This window comes from Streptomyces sp. NBC_01390 (assembly GCF_045040105.1).
GTDB lineage: Bacteria > Actinomycetota > Actinomycetes > Streptomycetales > Streptomycetaceae > Streptomyces.
Genome location: NZ_CP109551.1, coordinates 2,309,831 through 2,325,660, shown reverse-complemented (window position 1 = coordinate 2,325,660; position 15,830 = coordinate 2,309,831). Strand labels below are relative to the sequence as shown.

Sequence of the window (15,830 nt, the reverse complement as noted above, 5' to 3'; positions counted from 1 at the left end):
CGTGGCCTCCGCCCCAACCGCCTTCCGGGTGCGCCTACTTGATCGCCCTGATCAGCTCACCGTTCGAGGTGTCGCCGCTCAGCTCCCAGAAGAACGTGCCGCCCAGCCCCTGCTGGTTCTTGTACGCCATCTTCGTCCCGATGGTCGCCGGGGTGTCGTAACTCCACCAGTCGCTCCCGCACTTGGCGTACGCCGTCCCGCCGACGGTGCCGGTCGCGGGGCACTTGGTCTTGAGCACCTTGTAGTCCTCGGAGCCGGCCTCGTACGTACCCGCCGCGGGGCCGGTCGCTGTGCCGCCGGGCGCCGACTGCGTGACGCCGGTCCAGCCGCGCCCGTAGAAGCCGATACCGAGCAGCAGCTTGGAGGCCGGGATGCCGAGGCCCTTGAGCTTCGCGATGGTCGCCGAGGTGTAGAAGCCCTCCTGCGGAATGCCGGAGTACGAGTTCAGCGGCGAGTGCGGTGCCGTCGGGCCGGTGGCCGCCCAGGCGCCGAAGTAGTCGTACGTCATCGGGTTGTACCAGTCGACGTACCTGGCCGCGCCCGCGTAGTCCGCCGCGTCGATCTTGCCGCCGGAGGTGGCGTCGGCGGTGATCGCCGCCGTGACCAGGTCGCCGGAGCCGAACTTCGCCCGCAGCGCCGCCATCACGTTCTTGAAGGCCGCCCTGCCGCTGGTGTCACAGGTGTTGCCGCAGGCGTTGGGGTACTCCCAGTCGATGTCGATACCGTCGAACACATCGGCCCACTGAGAGTTCTCGACCAGGTCGTAGCAGGACTTGGCGAACGCGGCCGGGTTCTGCGCGGCCTCGCCGAATCCGCTCGACCAGGTCCAACCCCCGAACGACCAGAGGACCTTGAGCTTGGGGTGCTTCTTCTTCAGCTCGCGCAGCTGGTTGAAGTTGCCCCGCAGCGGCTGGCTCGCGGTGTCGGCGACTCCGTCCACCGACTCGGCGGCCGTGTACGCGCGGCCGGTCGCCGCATCGGCGTCGCCCATCGCGCACTTGCCGCCCGTGACGTTGCCGAAGGCGTAGTTGATATGGGTCAGCCGGGCGGCCGACCCGGAGGTCTCGATGTTCTTGACGTAGTACTTGCGGTCGTAGGTGCCCCAGTCGGTGAAGTAGCCGACGACCTTGGAGCCGGCGGCCTTAGAGATGGGCTGCACGGCGGCCTTCGAGGCTGTCTGGGCGGCGGTCGCGGTGCCCGCGCCGGCCAGCAGCCCGGCGCCGAGAACGGCACAACAGGCGGCGGACACAAGTGCCTTGAAGCGGACACGGGGGAGATGCGGTCGGTGCATGGAGCTGTCTCCTCGGAAGGGAGGGGAGCACGGGGTAGGTGATGCCGGGAACTGCGGGCACAGTAAGTGGACTAGACCACTACGGTCAATGGTTCGGACCAATTCCAGGTCGAGGCGGGTGCGCCGGGATGTGATCGAATAAACGCTCGTTAACCGGTGACGTCGTGCCGCCGATCGGGCATACTCGCAGCTCCACAGCCGTTCCCCGACCGCTTCCGCGACCCGGAAGGGCCAGCATCGGCCGTGACCAGTGAGACCGGCGGACGCCCCCTACTCGGGCTCGCGTGTGCCGTCGCGCCCGACAGGGAGGAGAGCGTCGACATGCCCGACCACGCCCCGCAGCCGGTGGACCGTCAACTGCCCACGGACGAGGCCCGGGACCTGATCTCGCTCGTCCGTGACATCACCGGGCGCGAGATCGTCCCGAAGGCCGCCGAGGAGGAGGAAGCCGGTCGCTTCCCGCGCGAAGTCTTCGCCCTGCTCTCGGAGTCGGGGCTGCTCGGCCTCCCGTACGCGTCCGAACACGGCGGTGGTGACCAGCCCTACGAGGTCTACCTCCAGGTCGTCGAAGAGCTCGCCGCGGCCCGCCTCACCGTCGGGCTCGGCGTCAGCGTGCACACGCTGTCCTGCCACGCCCTCGCGAACTACGGCACCAAGGCACAACAGGCCGAGCACCTGCCCGCGATGCTCGGCGGCGGCCTCCTCGGCGCGTACTGCCTCTCCGAACCCGCGTCCGGCTCCGACGCCGCCTCCCTGAGCACCAAGGCGGTCAGGGAGGGCGAGGACTGGGTTCTCACCGGCACCAAGGCCTGGATCACGCACGGCGGCGTCGCCGACTTCTACACGGTCATGGCACGCACCGGCGAGGAGGGCCCGCGGGGAATCACCGCGTTCCTGGCCCCCGCCGACGCGGAGGGGCTGAGCGCCGCGGCGCCGGAACGGAAGATGGGCCTCAAGGGCTCGCCCACCGCGCAGGTCAACTTCGACGGGGTCCGGCTCGACGGAAGCCGGCGCGTCGGCGAGGAGGGGCAGGGCTTCGCGATCGCCCTGGCCGCGCTCGACTCCGGGCGCCTCGGCATCGCGGCCTGTGCGATCGGCCTGGCCCAGGCGGCCCTTGACGAGGCGGTGGCGTACGCGACCGGGCGCCGGCAGTTCGGGCGGCCGATCTCCGACTTCCAGGGACTGCGCTTCATGCTCGCCGACATGGCCACCCAGATCGAGGCGGGCCGGGCGCTGTATCTCGCGGCGGCACGGCTGCGCGACACCGGCCGGCCGTTCGCCAAGCAGGCGGCGATGGCCAAACTCCTGTGCACCGACGCCGCGATGAAGGTCACGACGGACGCCGTCCAGGTGCTCGGCGGCTACGGCTACACCGCGGACTTCCCGGTCGAGCGCTACATGCGCGAGGCCAAGGTCCTGCAGATCGTCGAGGGCACCAACCAGATCCAGCGGATGGTCATCGCCCGTCATGTGGCGGGCCCTGAGACACGCTGAACGGGTCGATCACGATCCCGAGCCCGACCGGCGGCGCCGCGAGCCGGACCCACTCCGGGTCATAGCGTCCCGGCAGGGTGCGGCCACGGTCGGCCCAAGTGCGCATCAAGGCACGGTAGATGGGCGGGTCGGGCGGGGCCGGAGGATTCGCTCGGCCCTGGTTCGGCCGACTCTGGTTCGGCGAGCTCTGGTTCGGCGAACTCTGCGGAACCGATTCTGCCGGGCCGGTGTCGTAGACCTGGCGGAAACGTCCCGGCGCCGCGTACCTGGGGGTCGTCATGCCAGGGCAACGCGGTGACGGTCGTTCAGGTCACCGCGCCCCGGATTCGGCTCTGCGTTCGCGACGGCACACGCCCGTAGTCGACCCGCGCCACGGCGGCGTACGAGCCATGGTGCAGGGGCGGTCGGGAGAGTTCGAGCGGAATGCGAGTGGATGCCCTCAGGCGGCGTGACGCCGCAGCTCGGGGGCCCGCATCGGGCGTGAGCCCGGGCCGCCGACGTGCGAGAAGGGCTGGGTCCGCCAGTCGAGCCCCTGAGGGAGCGTCAACAGCAGGGCGGTGTGCTGCTCCTGGGCTTCCGCGGACTCGTCCGCGGACCGGGCGTCGGCCGCCGCGCGGCCCGTACCGGCGCAGACCGTGAGCCCGAACGGGTTCCACGGTGACGCGCACAGCGCGTGCTCCGGCAGGCTCTCCTCGTCGGCGAGCAGCGCGATGGGCTGTGTGCAGTCCGGGCAGATCACCCGGAACATCTCGAAGGTGTCGTAGTCGTCGAGTTCCTCGCCATCGAGTGCGTCGGGTGCGTCGGGTCCGATGTATTCCGGCTCGGGCTCGACGACCAACTGGGGCCTCTTGGGCGCGGTGCGACCAGGGCGCTTAAGACTCTGCATGGGTTACTCCCCCTCGGGCTGGGCCGTCCAGGCAACTGCGGCCTCGGCCACAGCAAGCACTTCCCGCCCGGTCTCGGCGGTAATCACGAGACCATCACGGAGCACGTTCGAGGGCTGTGGCGTTCGTCACATGCCGTCCGCAGGTGCCCGTGGCGATGCTTTTGTCCCTCATCCGGCTCACAGGGCACCGGCCGTCACATCACGAACAGGGCATGACCAGCACCGCTCAGGTATCGGAGGAGATCAACCGCACTGTAGGTTCTCCGCCATGGAGGAGCTGGACCGACAGATCGTGCAGCTGCTCGTCAAGGACGGGCGGATGAGTTACACCGACCTGGGCAAGGCCACGGGCCTGTCCACGTCTGCCGTGCACCAGCGAGTGCGCCGGCTGGAACAGCGAGGCGTCATCCGCGGCTATGCCGCGGTCGTCGACCCGGAGGCCGTGGGGCTGCCCATGACGGCCTTCATCTCGGTGAAACCCTTCGATCCCAGCGCCCCCGACGACATCGCGGAACGCCTCCGGGACGTCCCGGAGCTCGAGGCCTGCCACAGCGTGGCGGGCGAGGAGAACTACATCCTCAAGGTCCGTGTCGCCACTCCCCACGAGCTGGAGGAGCTACTGGCCAGGGTGCGCACGCTCGCGGGCGTCTCGACCCGCACGACGGTGGTCCTGTCCACGCCGTACGAGGCCCGACCGCCGAAGATCTGATCGGCGGGCACGACCGACACGCCCCAGGTGCGGGTCCGCCGGGCGCTCACGAGAAACTGTTCCTCATGAGTGAACGCCCGGTACCGCCCGCCACCGTCCTTCTGCGAGGCGGCGAAGTCCACAGCCCCGCCGACCCCTTCGCGACCGCGATGCTCGTCGAGCGCGGCCATATCGCCTGGGTCGGCTCGGAAGGCGCCGCAGACGCGGTCGCGGGCGCGGCGGACGAGGTGATCGACCTCGACGGCTCCCTCGTCACCCCGGCGTTCACCGACGCACACGTGCACACCACCGCCACCGGACTCGCGCTCACCGGCCTCGACCTGTCCGACGCCCCCTCGCTGGACGCGGCCCTCACCCTCGTACGCGCGTTCGCTGCCGCCCGTCCTGCCGACCGGGTGCTCCTCGGCCACGGCTGGGACGCCGCCCGCTGGCCCGGCGGCCGGCCTCCGACCCGCGCCGAACTGGACGAGGCCACCGGCGGCCGCCCGCTGTACCTCAGCCGCATCGACGTCCACTCGGCGGTCGTGACGACCGCACTGCTCGACCTGGTACGGGGCGACACCGGCCGCTCCGACGCCCCGCTGACCGGCGACGCCCACCACACCGTGCGGGCCGCGGCCCTGGGCGCGGTCACCCCGGCACAGCGCGCCGAGGCCCAGCGGGCCGCCCTCGCGCGTGCCGCCTCGCTCGGCATCGGCTCCGTACACGAGTGCGGGGGGCCGGAGATCTCCTCGGAGGACGACTTCACCGGGCTGCTGCGTCTCGCCGCCGAGGAGCCGGGCCCCCGGGTGGTCGGCTACTGGGCCCAGCAGGGCGAGGAGGGGGTCGAGAGGGCGCGTGCACTGGGCGCGGTCGGCGCCGCCGGTGACCTGTTCGTCGACGGCGCCCTCGGCTCGCACACCGCCTGTCTGCACGAGCCGTACAGCGACGAGGCGGGCCGTACGGGCACCGCCTACCTGGACACCGCGGCCGTCGCCGCCCACGTCGTCGCCTGCAGTGAGGCAGGCATCCAGGCGGGCTTCCACGCCATCGGGGACGCCGCCGTGACCTCCGTGGTCGAGGGCGTGCGCGCCGCCGCCGAGAAGGTCGGCCTGGCCCGGGTCCGCGCCGCCCGGCACCGCGTCGAGCACGCCGAGATGCTCACCCCCGAGACCATCGCCGCCTTCGCCGAGCTGGGCCTCACCGCGTCCGTGCAGCCCGCCTTCGACGCCCTGTGGGGCGGCGAGGAGGGCATGTACGCCCAGCGCCTGGGCGCGGAGCGTGCTCGGGCCCTGAACCGCTTCGCGGCCCTCCTGAAGGCCGGCGTCCCGCTCGCCCTGGGCTCGGACAGCCCCGTCACCCCGCTCGACCCCTGGGGCACGGTCCGCGCCGCCGCCTTCCACCGCACCCCGGAGCACCGCATCTCGGTCCGCGCGGCGTTCACGGCCCATACCCGCGGCGGCTGGCGTGCCGTCGGGCGCGACGACGCCGGCGTTCTGGTGCCGGGCGCGCCCGCGGACTACGCCGTCTGGCGCGCCGACGCCCTCGTGGTCCAGGCCCCCGACGACCGGGTCGCCCGCTGGTCCACCGACCCGCGCTCCGGCACCCCGGGCCTGCCCGATCTCACCCCGGGCGCCGACCTCCCCGTCTGCCTGCGCACAGTGGTGGGCGGACGGACCGTGTTCGTACGGCCGGGCGAGTGATCTACCGGGGTGGCGCGGTACGGACGGGTGGCCGACACGCCGTCGCGCGACCTGCGCATCCTCGGCCCTGACCAGGCAGTTGTCGGAAGAACCGCAGTTCAAGCGGCTGTTGACAGCCGACGGCGGATGGCCGGTAGGTTCTGCCGGGTCCACCACCGGACGCCCGACCGGGGAACGTCCGCGCAGTCGCCGCAGCGCCGCTGGGTCAGGGATGGTGTGCCGCACCGGCGCACCACCACTGCCAGCCAGGCTCAGCGCCCGCGCCACGGCGACGGAACGTTCCACCCGGTCGGCAAGGTGTGACCCGGGTGGGGCCCGGACGTCCAGTAGACAACGGCTTTCGGTCGACCCGCAGCCAGCGGGTCCCAGGTCGGCCCGAAGGGCGCCGGGCCCCGATCCGCAGTGCGCACAGGCGACGAAGCGGACTCGCTTACCCGGCTCTTGTCGAATAGACACCCCCGTAGGCATGTGCTGACACATCGGCGCAGGCCGTGCCGACTATGGTGGACCTCTGCGTACGGACTCGAAGGGGCAGCAGTGAACGACGGCGACGGGACTCTCGCGGCAGAGGCCCAGGAGCGGCGGTTCGGCCCGCTCGGCACGGCTTTGGTGATCATTCCGACCTACAACGAGGCGGAGAACATCAAGAAGATCGTCGGCCGGGTGCGCGAGGCTGTCCCCGACGCGCACGTTCTCGTGGCGGACGACAACAGCCCCGACGGCACCGGCAAGCTCGCCGACGAACTGGCCGCCGGGGACGACCAGGTCCAGGTGCTGCACCGCAAGGGCAAGGAAGGCCTCGGCGCCGCCTACCTCGCGGGCTTCCAGTGGGGCATGGACAACGGCTACGGCGTCCTGATCGAGATGGACGCCGACGGCTCCCACCAGCCCGAGGAACTGCCCCGTCTGCTGACCGCCCTGAAGGGCGCCGACCTGGTCCTCGGCTCCCGGTGGGTGCCCGGCGGCCGGGTGGTCAACTGGCCCAGGTCCCGCGAGTTCATCTCCCGCGGCGGCAGCCTCTACTCCCGGGTCCTGCTCGACGTACCCATCCGGGACGTCACCGGCGGCTACCGCGCCTTCCGCCGCGAGACCCTCGAAGGCCTCGGCCTCGACGAGGTCGCCTCGCAGGGCTACTGCTTCCAGGTCGACCTGGCCCGGCGCGCGATCAGAGCCGGCTACCACGTGGTCGAGGTGCCCATCACCTTCGTCGAGCGCGAGCACGGCGACTCCAAGATGAGCCGCGACATCCTGGTCGAGGCCCTGTGGCGGGTCACGACCTGGGGCGTGGGGGAGCGAGTGAACCGGGTCCGGGGCAGGACCTGGAAGCCGTAGCAGTCCTTCGCCGGTGTGCCCGTACGACGTCACAGGCGCTGTTGATCATCCTCTTATCCTGTACTGAGCCCGGCCCAGGCACACTGGACGCATGACGACTGGCGCACCGACCCCCACCTACCCCGCCCGGCCGCGGCGTTCCCGGCTGCGCACGTTCCTGCCGCTGGGCATCGCCGCCTGGCTGGTGCTGGAGATCTGGCTGCTGACCGTGGTCGCCGGCGCGGCGAGCGGCTTCACGGTCTTCCTGCTCCTGGTCGCCGGTTTCGTGTTCGGCTCCGTGGTGATCAAGCGGGCGGGCCGCCGGGCCTTCCGGAACCTCACCGAGACGCTGCGACAGCAGCAGGACGGCACACCGCCGGCGAGCACGACCCGCCCCGGCGGCAGCGAGGGCAACGGCCTGCTGATGTTCGGCGGTCTGCTACTGATGCTGCCCGGCCTGATCTCGGACGCGGCGGGCCTGCTGCTGCTGATCCCCCCGCTCCAGAAGGCGATCAGCCGCTACGCGGAGCGCACCTTCGAGCGCAAGCTGAGGGAGGCGACCCCGGGCACCCTGGGAGACGCCTTCCAGCAGGCGAGGATGCACCGCCCGGACGGCAAGGTGGTCCAGGGCGAGGTCATCCACGGCGAGGTCGTCCGGGAGGACGGGACGGGCGGCACCGCGGGAGACCGGCGCCCGCCGCTGACCGGCTGACGCCTGTCCGCGCATGGGACGGGCCCGCGCCTCCTGGGCGCCTGTCCGTCCCATCGCCCCCGGTTCCGGCGGCTGCGGTCACCGCTGCGGTCAAAAGCTTCTGGAAAACGCAAAACCGCAGATACCGCACGCCAAACTCACGTACGGCACCCGCGGTGTCACGTGTGCGTTGTATGCCGCCCAGTCCCGGAGGGACTACGCGGACTTGCGGCTGTCCCGCGGATGTACCGCGATGTTCATCGCTCCGGAGCGCAGTACAGCCAGTCGCTCCTCAAGGACCTCTTCGAGTTCCTCGCGGGTGCGGCGCTCCATCAGCATGTCCCAATGCGTACGCGCGGGCTTGGCCTTCTTCTCCTCAGGGCCGTCACCGTCGACGAGAAGTGCCTGGGCCCCGCAGACCTTGCACTCCCACTCCGGCGGAATTTCGGCCTCCACCGAGAAGGGCATCTCAAACCGATGCCCCTTCTCGCATGCGTACTCCACGGCCTGGCGCGGAGCCAGGTCGATGCCGCGGTCCGTCTCATAGCTGGTCACTACGAGGCGTGTGCCGCGAAGAGCTCGCTCACTCATGAATCGTGCCTCCCGGGCTTGTCGCCCACAGGACAGGTGTCGCTGTCGTCGTCATCCGGTCAACGTCCGGTCGGCGGTAAAGATTCCCGTCCCGTGTCCCGTTTCGGGTCATGCGTCGCCGTCGTAGCCGCCCCTTGTTGTACCCACCAGCGCCCGGTTTGTCACATCTGCAAGCAGATATCACCCAGCGTTTAGTCATCTTTGACGCGCAGTAACGGTACGCCTGGCAGGCCAACGGCGTACACTACCGCTCTTTGGCCGCCGATGCTAAATCCTTTCGGGAACGGGATTGCCCGCGTCGCGGATCGCGCGGCCCACCGGAACCCGGGCCAGCAGCACGAACCCGATGACGAAGAAGGCCACGAGCGAGATGATCGCGTCCCGGTAACTACCGGTCAGCTGGTAGGTGATCCCGAACAGAAGCGGGCCCAGCCAGCTCATTCCGCGGTCGCTCATCTCGTACGCCGAGAAGTATTCGGCCTCCTTGCCGGGTGGCACCAGATGTGAGAACAGTGACCGGGACAGTGCCTGACTGCCGCCGAGGACCAGGCCGATCCCGGCGGCCAGCACGAAGAACCACGCCGGAGCGCCGGCCGGCAGGAAGTACCCCGCCGTGAGCGTCACCGTCCACGCCACCAGCGATCCGAGAATCGTCCGCTTGGCCCCGTACACGCGGGCCAGTCGGCCCATCCCCAGCGCTCCCGCCACCGCGAGCACCTGGACCAGCAGCACCGCCCCGATGAGGGTGGACTGGCCCAGCCCGAGCTCTTCGGAGCCGTAGACCGAGGCCTGGGAGATCACGGTCTGGATGCCGTCGTTGTAGACGAGGTAGGCGAGCAGGAAGGCGAGGGTGAGCGGGTGGCGGCGCATGTCGCGGACCGTCGCCGCCAGCTGCCGCAGCCCCGGGGAGGTGGCCTCCTTGGCGGCGGCTTCCGCCGGGGCGGCCCGGCGGTCGCGGAGCCTGCGCAGCGGTACGAGGGTGAAGGCGCCCCACCACAGGCCCGCCGAGGCCAGGCAGACGCGGACGGCCATGCCCTCCGAGAGGCCGAAGGAGCCGTGGGCCGTGTAGAGCACCAGGTTGACGACGAGGACCAGTGAGCCCGCCGCGTAGCCGAACGCCCAGCCGCGCGAGGAGACCGCGTCGCGCTCCTCGACCGGCGCGATCTGAGGGAGGAAGGAGTTGTAGAGCATCATCGAGACGGACAGTGCCGCGTTGGCGATGATCAGCAGCAGCCCGCCGAGCAGATAGCGGTCACCGTCGAGGAAGAACATCCCCGTCGTCGCCGTGGCGCCCACGTAGGCGGCGGCGCCCAGGAGCGGCTTCTTGCGTCCGGTGCGGTCGGCGGCCGCGCCCACCACGGGCATGACGAGCACGGCCAGGATGATCGACAGGGACACCGAGTAGGCGAAGACCGAACCGGCGCGGACCGGTATGCCCAGCGGGTGCACGAACCCGTCCGCGTCGGCCGCCTTCTCGGCGACCGACGTCAGATACGGGCCCAGGAACACCGTGAGGACGCTCGTCGAGTAGACGGAGCACGCCCAGTCGTAGAAGTACCAGCCGCGCCGCTCGCGGCGCCCGGCGGCCTCGTCGGACGCCTCGTTCCGCAGGGTTTCGGTGCCCACCCCTGCCCCTCGCTTTCCCCGTGGAGATGGTGCGCGCGGGGAGTCAGAACCAGGTGCCCCGGTCCTCCAGAACCTTGCGCAACGTGTCGATGTGATCGGTCATGATGCCATCGACTCCCAGGTCCAGGAGCCGGTGCATGCGATCGGGATCGTTCACCGTCCACACGTGGACGTGGAGCCCGCGCGCGTGGGCGGTGCGCACGAAGCTCCGGTCGACCACCGGAATGCCCGACTGGGCCTCCGGCACCTGCGCGGCGACCGCCGACCGCCGCACCCCCACCGGCAGACCCCAGGAGCGCAGCCGCAGGTTGAGTACACCCCGGGTGCCGTACGACGTTGCCAGGCGCGGACCGGCGAGCCGCTGGGCACGCGCCACCCGCGCCTCGGAGAAGGAGCCGACGCAGATGCGGTCCCAGCAGCCGGTGCGCTCGATCAGGTCCAGCAGCGGGCGCAGCGCGGGCTCGGCCTTGACGTCGACGTTCCAGCGCGCGTCGGGGAAGGCTTCGAGCAGGTCTTCGAAGAGGGGCACCGGCTCTCGGCCTGCCACACGCGCGCGGCGTACGTCGGACCACGGGAGGTCCTCGATCCGGCCGCCGCCGTCCGTCACCCGGTTCAGCGTCGAGTCGTGGAAGGCGACGAGCCTGCCGTCCGCCGTGCGGTGCACGTCCGTCTCCAGATAGCGGTAGCCCGCCTCCACCGCCCGCCGGAACTGGAACATCGTGTTCTCCAGCCCGTCCGCCGCCCCGCCCCGGTGGGCGAAGGGGATCGGGCCGGGATGGTCGAGATAGGGATGGCGTATCCGCGTGGTCACGGTCGCAGTATCGCCTCCTCCGGTTGCCCGGCGGCAACGACCGGACTGCCGGCCGATGCCGTCGGAACGGCGAACACGCGCAGGAACAGCTGGGCCAGCGGTCCGATCGCCAGTGCGTACAGCACCGTGCCGATCCCCACCGTGCCGCCCAGGGCGAAGCCCGTCGCCACGACCGCCACCTCGATCGCCGTACGGACGAGCCGGATCGAGCGGCCGGTGATCCGGTGCAGACCGGTCATCAGGCCGTCGCGCGGGCCCGGGCCGAAGCTCGCCGCGATGTACAGACCGGTGGCCACACCGTTCAGGACGATGCCCGCCACCAGGAGCGGGATGCGGGCGGCGAGGGCGTGCGCGTCGGGGACCAGGGCCAGCGTGCCGTCCATGGCGAGGCCGACGACGAAGACGTTCGAGACCGTGCCGAGGCCCGGACGCTGGCGCAGTGGGATCCAGAGGAGCAGCACGGCCGCGCCCACGAAGATCGACACGACGCCGATGGTCAGCCCGGTCAGTTCGGCCAGCCCCTGGTGCAGTACGCCCCAGGGCTCCAGACCGAGGCCCGACTCGACGAGCAGGGCCGAGCTGGCGCCGTACAGCGCGAGACCGGTGTAGAGCTGGACCAACCGTCGACCGACACGATCCGGCGCTGACAACGAACTCACGAGCTGCCCCCTGTGGTGGTAGTGGCCTGGCACATGACACCCTGTGGCTTGCTACTGGATCGCATCCATGGCCAATTCGGGGAAGGTGGACTGATCTGCATGGTGCAGTGGACTTCTGCGGTGGGTACCGCGCAGCTCGCGCGGCTGCTCACCTCCCAGCAGGACCGCCCCGCGGGCCCCGGCACCCGCCGACCGCCCGCCTACCGTTCACTCGCCGACGGCATCCGTCTGCTGGTGCTGGAGGGCCGGGTGCCGGTCGCGGCCCGTCTCCCCGCCGAACGCGAACTGGCTCTCTCCCTCTCCGTCAGCCGCACCACGGTCGCCGCCGCCTACGAGGCGCTGCGCGCCGAGGGCTTCCTGGAGTCCCGGCGCGGCGCGGGCAGCTGGACCGCTGTACCTGCCGGTAACCCACTTCCCGCGCGCGGGCTCGAACCCCTGCCCCCTGAGGCCCTGGGCTCCGTGATCGACCTCGGCACGGCGGCCCTGCCCGCGCCCGAGCCCTGGCTCACCCGCGCCGTCCAGGGCGCCCTGGAGGAACTGCCCCCGTACGCGCACACGCACGGCGACTACCCGGCCGGACTGCCCGCGCTGCGCGCGATGATCGCCGAGCGGTACACCGCGCGCGGGATCCCCACCATGCCCGAACAGATCATGGTGACGACCGGCGCGATGGGCGCCATCGACGCGATCTGTCATCTGTTCTCCGGCCGGGGCGAGCGCATCGCCGTCGAGTCGCCCTCGTACGCCAACATCCTGCAGCTCATGCGGGAGGCGGGTGCCAGGCTGGTGCCGGTCGCGATGGCCGAGGGGCTGGCCGGCTGGGACCTCGACCGCTGGCGCCAGGTGCTGCGCGAGGCCGCGCCCCGGATCGCGTACGTCGTCGCCGACTTCCACAACCCCACCGGCGCGCTCGCCGGCGAGGACCAGCGGCGACAGCTCGTCGACGCGGCCCGGTCGGCGGGGACGGTGCTCGTCGCCGACGAGACGATGACCGAGCTGTGGCTGGACCCGGACGTCGAGATGCCACGACCGGTCTGCGGGTTCGATCCCGCCGGGTCCACGGTCATCACCGTGGGTTCCGCCAGCAAGGCCTTCTGGGCCGGGATGCGCATCGGCTGGGTGCGGGCGGCTCCGGACGTGATCCGCAGCCTCGTCGCCGCGCGCGCCTATGCGGACCTGGGCACGCCCGTACTCGAACAGCTGGCCATCAACTGGCTGCTGAGCACAGGTGGCTGGGAGCAGGCGGTCGAGATGCGGCGCGAACAGGCCCGGGACAACCGGGACGCGCTGGTCGCGGCGGTACGACGGGAGCTGCCGGACTGGGAGTTCACTGTGCCCAGGGGCGGGCTCACGCTGTGGGTCCGTACGGGTGGCCTGTCGGGGTCCCGGCTCGCGGAGGCGGGGGAGCGGGTGGGGGTGCGGGTGCCTTCGGGGCCCCGGTTCGGGGTCGACGGGGCCTTCGAGGGGTATGTGCGATTGCCGTTCACCGTGGGAGGAGCGTTGGCCGACGAGGCGGCCGCCCGGCTGGCCGCCGCGGCGCGGATCGTGGTGAGCGGCGGGTCGGGGGGCGCCGAGTCCCCCCGCTCCTTCGTGGCGTGAGCGGCCTCAGGCCACTGGCTCCTGCTGCTGTTCCTGCTCCTGCCCTTGTTCCTGTTCTTGCTTGACGAGGAGTGCCGGAGCCGTTCTCGGGGGGAGCAGATCCAGGACCGCCTGGCGTTGCGCGTCGCTCGTCGCGTCGTCATGGGGGTCGGGGGTGGCCGGGACCTGGAGGCGGTGGACCGGACCCGTGCCCAGCCGGGCGTAGCCGCGGCCGGGGGACATGACCGGAACCGGTGTCGTCTGCGGGCGCGCGCCCAGGACCGCTTCCAACTGGGCGCAGGACGCGGCGCCGAGGACGACACGCGCGCGCGTGTGCTGCCGTACGGCGTCGCTCAGGGTGTCCGCGCTGTCGAACTGCTCCGCCACCACGACGGTGACGTTCGCCGCCCGGCCGTGCCGCAGGGGGACCTGGAGCAGGGACTGGGGGTCGGGGCGGCCGTCGGCGGCGGCCAGATGGGCGAGGGCTCCGGGGCGGTCGAGGAGGAGCCACAGCGGGCGGCGGGTGTCGTCGGGGAGCGGCTCACCGGCCTGGCGGGCGCGGTTGGCCGTGATCAGCCGGCGTTCCGTTTCCTGGGAGGCCCATTCGAGGCTCGCCGCGGCCGAGGCCGGGGCGCACTCGACGGCCAGCACGCCGTCCCGGCCGGTCAGGCACGCGTACTCGCCGGTGCCACTGCCGTCGACGATCAGGACGTCGCCGTACTGAAGGGCCTGCAGGGCGATCGAACGCAGGAGTGTGGTGGTGCCGCTGCCCGGTTCGCCCATCACCAGGAGGTGCGGTTCGGTGGAGCGGGGACCGGTGCGCCAGACGACCGGCGGGACGTCACGCCGGTCCTCGCCGTGGCTGAGGGGGAGCGTGCGCTGTACCTGGGTGGGGTCCGTGAAGCCGAGCACCGTCTCGCCGGGGGACGTGACGAAGCGCTGCGCGGCGATGTCGGTGGGCAGCGGCGGCAGGACGGTGACCGTGAGCTCATTGCCCTCCTCCTCCCACGCGAAGTGGTACTCGCGGCCCCGGCCCGACTTGGCGTGCAGCAACTGCTCGATCCGCGCGCGGGAGTCCGCCTCGCCGTCGGTGAAGTACGCCGGGTAGCGGACCACCAGGTGAGAGACGCGGCCGGTGCCGTCGAACTCGTACGCGGGGAAGGTCTTCTCCCAGTCGCCGCCGTGGGCGTACAGGGGAGCGGGGTCGTCGGGGGTCGAGAAGTAGGGGACCAGCGCGTCGTACAGGGACTGGAGTCGCTGGGTCTGGGACTCGTCGGGGCCCTCGGGCTCCGCCGGGGCGCGGTCGCGGCCGTGCCAGGCCGCTGCCGCCATCACCGATGTGACGGCGAGCAGCGGGCCGTAGGGCACGAGGGCCACGACCAGGACCACCGAGGCCACCAGGAACAGCAGTGGCCCACGCTTGTCCTTGGGCGTGTCCGCCCACTTGCGCCGGCCGGCCGCGGCCAGTCGGCGAAGACCCCGGCTGATCGTGATCAGCGGGTGCAGGACGTCCGTGGCACTGTCGGCCGCGGTCCGGGCCAGCTCCCGGCTCCGGGCGATCTGTGCGCTGCCGTTGCTCAGGATGCGGGGGAGGGGGCGCCGGGCCACTGCTGTCTCCTGGAGGTGCGTGCGGTCGGGACGGGCGTCAGAACTTGATTCCGCCGAGCAGGCTCGCCAGGCTCTCGCCGCCGGCCTTGATGCTCGGTGCGATGGCGGTGCTCGCGAGGTAGAAGCCGAACAGCGCGGCGACGAAGGCGTGCGACCCCTTGAGGCCGTCCTTCTTGAAGAAGAGGAAGACGATGATGCCGAGCAGAACGACGCCTGACATGGAGAGGATCATGAGGATCTCCTGGTGTGGTGGGGACAGTCACCATGAGTTCTTCCAGGATCACAGCATGTATCCATACGATAAAAGGTGCACTTGGGTGAATTTCGGCGTATTTCACTCCACTGGTGTACCTGTTCGGTGTCATTTGGGCGGGCTGATCTTTGCTGCTCAGGAGTCGGGTCTTGCGCCTGTTAAGCCAGTACCCTGGCGATTCACCCGTACGGTTGTAACGAGAGGCGGTCCGGCCGATGAGTGAAGCCCCCGACCCCGAGGTCGTGGAGCTGGCGACCAAGATCTTCGATCTGGCGCGGCAGGGGCAGACCGAGGCACTCGTGGCGTACGTCGACGCGGGAGTTCCGGCCGACCTCACCAACGACCGAGGCGACTCCCTGGTGATGCTCGCCGCCTACCACGGCCACGCCGAGGCGGTCCGGGCGCTCCTGGCGCGCGGCGCCGACGGGGACCGGGTCAACGACCGGGGGCAGACGCCGCTCGCCGGCGCTGTTTTCAAGGGCGCGCAGGACGTGATCCAGGCGCTCCTGGAGAGTGGCGCCGACCCGGCCGCGGGCATGCCCTCGGCTCTTGACACCGCCCGGATGTTCGGCAAGACGGAACTGCTGGAGGTGTTCGGCGCGCGCTGAGCCGTACGCACTGACCAGCCAGGACAAGGAAA

General features: G+C 71.1%; 15 protein-coding genes. 7 read left to right on the top strand and 8 right to left on the bottom strand.

Translation table 11 applies throughout. The features are described from left to right. Positions 1-34 precede the first annotated feature (34 nt). Entirely contained in the window at positions 35-1,291 is a 1,257-nt protein-coding gene (locus OG241_RS10435) for a glycoside hydrolase family 18 protein (protein ID WP_405814943.1), read from the bottom strand. Between the two features lie 321 nt (positions 1,292-1,612). Here OG241_RS10435 and OG241_RS10430 point away from each other — a divergent pair, with 321 nt between their 5' ends. Next, positions 1,613-2,785: an acyl-CoA dehydrogenase family protein gene (locus OG241_RS10430; protein ID WP_405826127.1), complete on the top strand. Its 1,173-nt coding sequence runs from the start codon at positions 1,613-1,615 to the stop codon at positions 2,783-2,785. Between the two features lie 439 nt (positions 2,786-3,224). Here the strand turns inward: OG241_RS10430 and OG241_RS10425 are convergent, their stop codons facing one another. Then, positions 3,225-3,671, bottom strand: a complete 447-nt coding sequence (locus OG241_RS10425) for a hypothetical protein (RefSeq protein ID WP_405814942.1) — start codon at positions 3,669-3,671, stop codon at positions 3,225-3,227. A gap of 268 nt (positions 3,672-3,939) precedes the next feature. Between OG241_RS10425 and OG241_RS10420 the strand changes: the two genes are divergently transcribed. The 4 genes from OG241_RS10420 to fxsA all read left to right on the top strand — a co-directional run bounded on the left by OG241_RS10420 (position 3,940) and on the right by fxsA (position 8,085). Then, a complete protein-coding gene (locus OG241_RS10420; RefSeq protein WP_053740313.1) occupies positions 3,940-4,380 on the top strand; it encodes an Lrp/AsnC family transcriptional regulator in 441 nt (146 codons plus the stop codon). Positions 4,381-4,445: 65 nt separating this feature from the next. Then, positions 4,446-6,062, top strand: coding sequence for an amidohydrolase (locus tag OG241_RS10415; RefSeq protein ID WP_405814941.1), 1,617 nt, complete (start codon positions 4,446-4,448; stop codon positions 6,060-6,062). A 537-nt stretch (positions 6,063-6,599) separates the two neighbouring features. Beyond that, complete coding sequence (locus OG241_RS10410; protein WP_405814940.1) at positions 6,600-7,394, top strand: polyprenol monophosphomannose synthase; 795 nt, start codon at positions 6,600-6,602, stop codon at positions 7,392-7,394. 91 nt (positions 7,395-7,485) lie between these two features. After that, positions 7,486-8,085 (top strand): FxsA family membrane protein, encoded by a 600-nt coding sequence (fxsA, locus tag OG241_RS10405; protein ID WP_405814939.1) that lies wholly within the window; start codon positions 7,486-7,488, stop codon positions 8,083-8,085. Between the two features lie 195 nt (positions 8,086-8,280). Here fxsA and OG241_RS10400 read toward each other — a convergent pair whose 3' ends face one another. The 4 genes from OG241_RS10400 to OG241_RS10385 form a co-directional block, all read right to left on the bottom strand. Further along, positions 8,281-8,655, bottom strand: a complete 375-nt coding sequence (locus OG241_RS10400) for an RNA polymerase-binding protein RbpA (protein WP_003977404.1) — start codon at positions 8,653-8,655, stop codon at positions 8,281-8,283. Between the two features lie 267 nt (positions 8,656-8,922). Beyond that, on the bottom strand, positions 8,923-10,281 hold the full coding sequence (locus tag OG241_RS10395; RefSeq protein WP_405814938.1) for an MFS transporter: 1,359 nt from the start codon (positions 10,279-10,281) through the stop codon (positions 8,923-8,925). Between the two features lie 43 nt (positions 10,282-10,324). After that, on the bottom strand, positions 10,325-11,092 hold the full coding sequence (locus OG241_RS10390) for a glycerophosphodiester phosphodiesterase (RefSeq protein ID WP_405814937.1): 768 nt from the start codon (positions 11,090-11,092) through the stop codon (positions 10,325-10,327). Continuing rightward, complete coding sequence (locus OG241_RS10385; protein WP_405826125.1) at positions 11,089-11,742, bottom strand: YitT family protein; 654 nt, start codon at positions 11,740-11,742, stop codon at positions 11,089-11,091. Before OG241_RS10385 ends, OG241_RS10390 begins: the two co-directional genes overlap by 4 nt. A gap of 108 nt (positions 11,743-11,850) precedes the next feature. Here OG241_RS10385 and OG241_RS10380 point away from each other — a divergent pair, with 108 nt between their 5' ends. Beyond that, positions 11,851-13,350 (top strand): PLP-dependent aminotransferase family protein, encoded by a 1,500-nt coding sequence (locus OG241_RS10380; RefSeq protein ID WP_405814936.1) that lies wholly within the window; start codon positions 11,851-11,853, stop codon positions 13,348-13,350. 6 nt (positions 13,351-13,356) lie between these two features. Here the strand turns inward: OG241_RS10380 and OG241_RS10375 are convergent, their stop codons facing one another. Next, positions 13,357-14,937 carry an ATP-binding protein gene (locus tag OG241_RS10375; protein ID WP_405814935.1) on the bottom strand — a complete coding sequence of 527 codons (1,581 nt, stop codon included), beginning with the start codon at positions 14,935-14,937 and terminating at the stop codon, positions 13,357-13,359. 37 nt (positions 14,938-14,974) lie between these two features. Continuing rightward, on the bottom strand, positions 14,975-15,169 hold the full coding sequence (locus tag OG241_RS10370) for a hypothetical protein (RefSeq protein ID WP_006377407.1): 195 nt from the start codon (positions 15,167-15,169) through the stop codon (positions 14,975-14,977). A gap of 236 nt (positions 15,170-15,405) precedes the next feature. Here OG241_RS10370 and OG241_RS10365 point away from each other — a divergent pair, with 236 nt between their 5' ends. Continuing rightward, positions 15,406-15,798 (top strand): ankyrin repeat domain-containing protein, encoded by a 393-nt coding sequence (locus OG241_RS10365; protein ID WP_405814933.1) that lies wholly within the window; start codon positions 15,406-15,408, stop codon positions 15,796-15,798. Positions 15,799-15,830 lie beyond the last annotated feature (32 nt).